Raw genomic sequence first — 4,026 nt, forward strand, 5'->3', positions numbered from 1 at the left:
GTTTGGTCCGCTCTTCGGGCACATCCCCAACCTGGTCACCATGCGTGGCGACCGGTATCGGGATGCGCTGACCGCCATCGCGTCGGTCGAGCGGGTTCGTGACCTGCAACCCGAACTCCTGGTGACCGGCCACTTCGAGCCGATCTCCGGTGTCGAACGCATCAACGCCGAGTTGACCCGGCTGCGTAACGCCATCCAGTACATTCACGACGAGACCGTCGCCGGCATGAACGCAGGCAAAGATGTCCGGACCCTGATGCAGGAGGTCGTCTTGCCCACGGAATACGAAGTGGGCCAGGGCTATGGGAAGGTCGCCTGGGACGTGCGGGCCATCTGGGAGAACTACTCGGGCTGGTTCCATCACCGGTCGACGACTGAGCTGTATCCGGTGGGTTCCGACGCCGTCAGCGCCGACGTGGTCGAGTTGGCCGGCGCGGAGTCGCTGGTAGGCCGCGCGCGCGAACATCTAGACGCCGACCGGCCGCTGCATGCCATCCATCTCGCCGAGTTGGTACCCGCAAACCATCCAGCGGCGCGCGAGGTGCTGAGGGAAGCTCACGAAAGGCTGTTGGCCGACACCACGAACTTCTGGGAACGAGCCTGGCTCACCGGACAAATAGCGAGATATAGATGACAGCTCGAGTCAGCTTCGACTTCACTGGGACCGAGGCGTTGATCACCGGCGGCACCAGTGGCATCGGACACGCGACTGCCGTGTTGTTCCGGGACGCCGGAGCAGAGGTCACCATCACTGGGACCAAACCGGCGGCCACGGACTACGACGCCGATCTGTCCGGCATGTCCTACCACCAGTTACGGATCACCGACCACGACTCGGTGGATGCGTTGGCGCGCAACGTGACCCGGCTGGATGTGCTGGTCAACAACGCCGGCGCGAATTTCCCGGGCGGCCTTGACGAGTCAAAGCCGGATGGGTTCGAGGCGTCGGTAGCGCTGAACCTGACCGGTCCGTACCGCTTGACCGTCGGCCTTTACCGCGCGTTGCGGGCATCGACCGCAACCGGAGGCGCCAGCGTGGTCAACCTGGCGTCGATGTCTGCGCTGCGCGCCGTTCCGCTGGTACCCGGCTACGGCGCGGCAAAGGCCGGGGTCATCGACGTCACCAGAAATCTCGCGGTCAAGTGGGCTGCCAAGGGAATCCGGGTGAACGCCGTCGCACCCGGCACGATCGACACGCCGATGACCGCGCCCATGCGCGTCGCGGAAGAACTCGTTGCTTCCGAGCTCGCCCACATCCCGTTGCGGCGCTTCGGGTCCGTCGAGGAGATAGCACCCACGGTGGCTTTTCTGTGCACCGAGCAAAGCAGGTATACCAGCGGCGCAGTGTTCGTCGTCGACGGCGCATCGGACTGCGTCTGAAATCTCAAAGGAAGAGCATGACATTCGCGTTACGACCCGAGGATTACTACCACACCGGCATCGTGGTGCCCGACCTCGATGCCGCGATGGCCCGCCTCAGCGCGCTGGCCGGCTATCGGTGGATCACCCCGTTGACATACACGTTGCCGTTCCGCACCGTTAACGGGAGCCGCGAGCTCACCTCGACGTTCGTCTACTCGCTGCAGAGCCCGCACGTGGAACTGATCCAGCAGGTGCCCGACAGCCCGTGGACTGCGGCGCCGGGCAACTCCGTCCATCACCTCGGATACTTCACCGACGATCTGGCTGAGACCGCGCGGATGCTGGAAGCCAACGGCTTCACCTTCGAGGCGACCGCTGACATTTCACCGCCGGATCTGGCGCTGTTCGCCTACTACGTTGACGCGTTCGGCACCCGCATCGAGATCGTCGACCGCGCGCTGTTTCCCGATTTTCCCGCATTCCTGCAGTCGGCTGCGCCGGCTGAAGCCTGACCGGGAGGTCGGACATGTTGCTGACGGTGCTGCGGTTCAACTTCGCCTCACCGCAAGGAAACCCACGCACGCAGAGCGAATTGCTCCACGCCGCACTCGAACTGGCGCAGTGGGGCGAGTCGCGGGGAATCACCACTATCAGCGTCGACGAGCATCACGCGACCGGGCAGGGGTGGAGCTGCAATCCGATCATGACGGCAGGGATGTTCCTGGCGCGGACCTCGACGCTGATCGCCAGCGTGGACTGCGCGCTCGGACCACTGTGGAATCCGGTCCGGTTGGCCGAAGACATCGCGCTGGTCGACAACATGAGCCGCGGTCGACTGCACACCACGATAGGTCTTGGCTATCGCACCGTCGAATATGACGAACTTGGAGTCGATTTCAGCCAGCGCGGCAAACTGATGGACAGCCTGATCGAGCGAATGCTCTCAGTGTGGTCAGGCACAGGTTCGTGGACGCGGCCACATCCGCCGCTGTACGTCGGGGGAGGTGCACGCGTCACCGCGCGGCGCGCGGCGCGTTTTCGCCTTCCCCTTAGCCTGGCCGACCACCTGCCCGACGTCGCCGCCTACTATCGCGAGTTGTGTGCTCAGGCGGGGATTGCGCCACTGGTCATCATGCCCGGGCCGATCAACCGCGGAATGATCTACTTGCACGACGACCCGGACCGGGCATGGGCCCAGCTCGGTGAGCACATTCTTTGGGAGGCGGTCACATACGGCGGATGGTCGAAAGATCAACGCTCGCTGATGCACCTGCCCGGGGTTCGGACGCTGGAGGAGGTGAAGGCGTCGGGACGATACCGATTTCTCACTCCAGACCAGCTCATCGCCGAAGTCCGCGACGCCACCGATTATGGGCCGCTCGTGCTGCACCCTCTGGTCGGCGGCATGCCCGTCGACGAGGCGTGGAAATCGGTACAGCTTCTGATCGACAAGGTACTGCCCGCACTCGCCTGACCGGCGCTACCCTGACCGCATGGACGCCAAGAGCGGAATTCGGGTAGCCCGGGTCTATGACGACCCGAGCCCCGACGATGGCCGGCGCATCCTGGTGGATCGGTTGTGGCCGCGAGGATTCCGCAAGGACGATCCGCGAGTGGGTACCTGGTTGAAAGATGTTGCGCCGTCGAAAGAACTGCGCAGCTGGTACAATCACCAGCCCGAGCGTTTCGACGAGTTTGCCGCGCGATACCGCAAAGAGCTCCAGGGCAACGAGGAGCTTGACGAGCTGCGCAAGCTAGCCGAGCATGGGATCGTCACTCTGGTGACCGCCACCCGTGACCCACGGGGCAGTCACGTCGCGGTGCTGGTAACGCTGCTCAAACGCGGCTGAGCTTGGGTGCGGGCTCAATAGTCGTGGCGCGCCAACCGAGTATCACCCACGCGGTCCGGCCCGGCGATAGCGACGTCGTCGACCAGCTCACTGATCTTCGACTCGACGTCGACCGCGGCGATCGTCACCGGCGGGTCAGACTCAACGACTCGTCGGTGCGCAGCACGTGCCGCAGCCCGAAACTGGCTATGCCGCGCAGCATCACGCTGGTCGCGAGTTCCCGGGTGTCGAAGAGGTCCAGCATCGCGTCGGCCAAAAACCCTGGCCGTCGGGCGTGATCGGTGACCACGCGTTGTCGTTCACCGAAATAGGTGGTCAGCTTCAGGCATGGCTGGTTCATAGTCGAGCCGCGATCCACTGCCCGAGCAGTGCGGCGGCGATGCCGAACACGATGCTGGCGACAAGATTGGTGACGGCGTGCCGCACCTGGCGTTCCTCGCCGAGCCGCTGGGTTTCCAGCATCCAGGTGGAGAACGTGGTGTAGGAGCCGATGAAGGCGGTGTCGGCGAGCAACGCCGCATGCCGGCTCAGCGCCAGGCCGCCGATCAGCCCGAGCAGTGCGGCGCCGGTGATGTTCACCGTCAGCGTTCCGAGCGGAAACGACCGCGCGGCTCGTCGGGCCACCGCGCCGTCAACCAGAAACCGCAACACCGCACCGATGCCGCCGGCGACCAGCACGCCAAACCAGACCATCAGCGCACCGGTACCCGTCGCACCACCGCGGTGGCCAGATACACCGCCAGCAAGCCCAGCATGATGCTGGCGACGGTGTATCCGGCAGCCAGGCCGTAGCAGTGGTGCTCGATCATCTTCA

General features: G+C 64.7%; 6 protein-coding genes and 1 pseudogene. 5 read left to right on the forward strand and 2 right to left on the reverse strand.

Annotated elements, in window-relative coordinates; all coding sequences use genetic code 11:
* The 5 genes from VEI45_RS06880 to VEI45_RS06900 form a co-directional block, all read left to right on the forward strand.
* Positions 1-634, forward strand: a 634-nt coding sequence (locus VEI45_RS06880; RefSeq protein ID WP_324851391.1) for an alkyl sulfatase dimerization domain-containing protein, incomplete at its 5' end; no start/stop codon positions are given.
* Positions 631-1,380, forward strand: coding sequence for an SDR family oxidoreductase (locus VEI45_RS06885; protein WP_324851393.1), 750 nt, complete (start codon positions 631-633; stop codon positions 1,378-1,380). The genes VEI45_RS06880 and VEI45_RS06885, both read left to right, overlap by 4 nt.
* Before the next feature lie 17 nt (positions 1,381-1,397).
* Positions 1,398-1,874 (forward strand): VOC family protein, encoded by a 477-nt coding sequence (locus VEI45_RS06890; protein ID WP_324851395.1) that lies wholly within the window; start codon positions 1,398-1,400, stop codon positions 1,872-1,874.
* A 14-nt stretch (positions 1,875-1,888) separates the two neighbouring features.
* Positions 1,889-2,836, forward strand: coding sequence for an LLM class flavin-dependent oxidoreductase (locus tag VEI45_RS06895; protein ID WP_324851397.1), 948 nt, complete (start codon positions 1,889-1,891; stop codon positions 2,834-2,836).
* 19 nt (positions 2,837-2,855) lie between these two features.
* Positions 2,856-3,212, forward strand: coding sequence for a DUF488 domain-containing protein (locus VEI45_RS06900; RefSeq protein ID WP_324851399.1), 357 nt, complete (start codon positions 2,856-2,858; stop codon positions 3,210-3,212).
* Between the two features lie 71 nt (positions 3,213-3,283).
* Here the strand turns inward: VEI45_RS06900 and VEI45_RS06905 are convergent.
* Positions 3,284-3,552, reverse strand: a pseudogene (locus tag VEI45_RS06905) (DUF190 domain-containing protein); the annotation flags it as partial.
* Positions 3,549-3,905 (reverse strand): fluoride efflux transporter CrcB, encoded by a 357-nt coding sequence (gene crcB, locus VEI45_RS06910; RefSeq protein ID WP_324851401.1) that lies wholly within the window; start codon positions 3,903-3,905, stop codon positions 3,549-3,551. The gene crcB and the pseudogene VEI45_RS06905, both read right to left, overlap by 4 nt.
* Positions 3,906-4,026: the final 121 nt, after the last annotated feature.

The organism is Mycobacterium sp. (genome assembly GCF_035623875.1).
Classification (GTDB): Bacteria; Actinomycetota; Actinomycetes; order Mycobacteriales; family Mycobacteriaceae; genus Mycobacterium.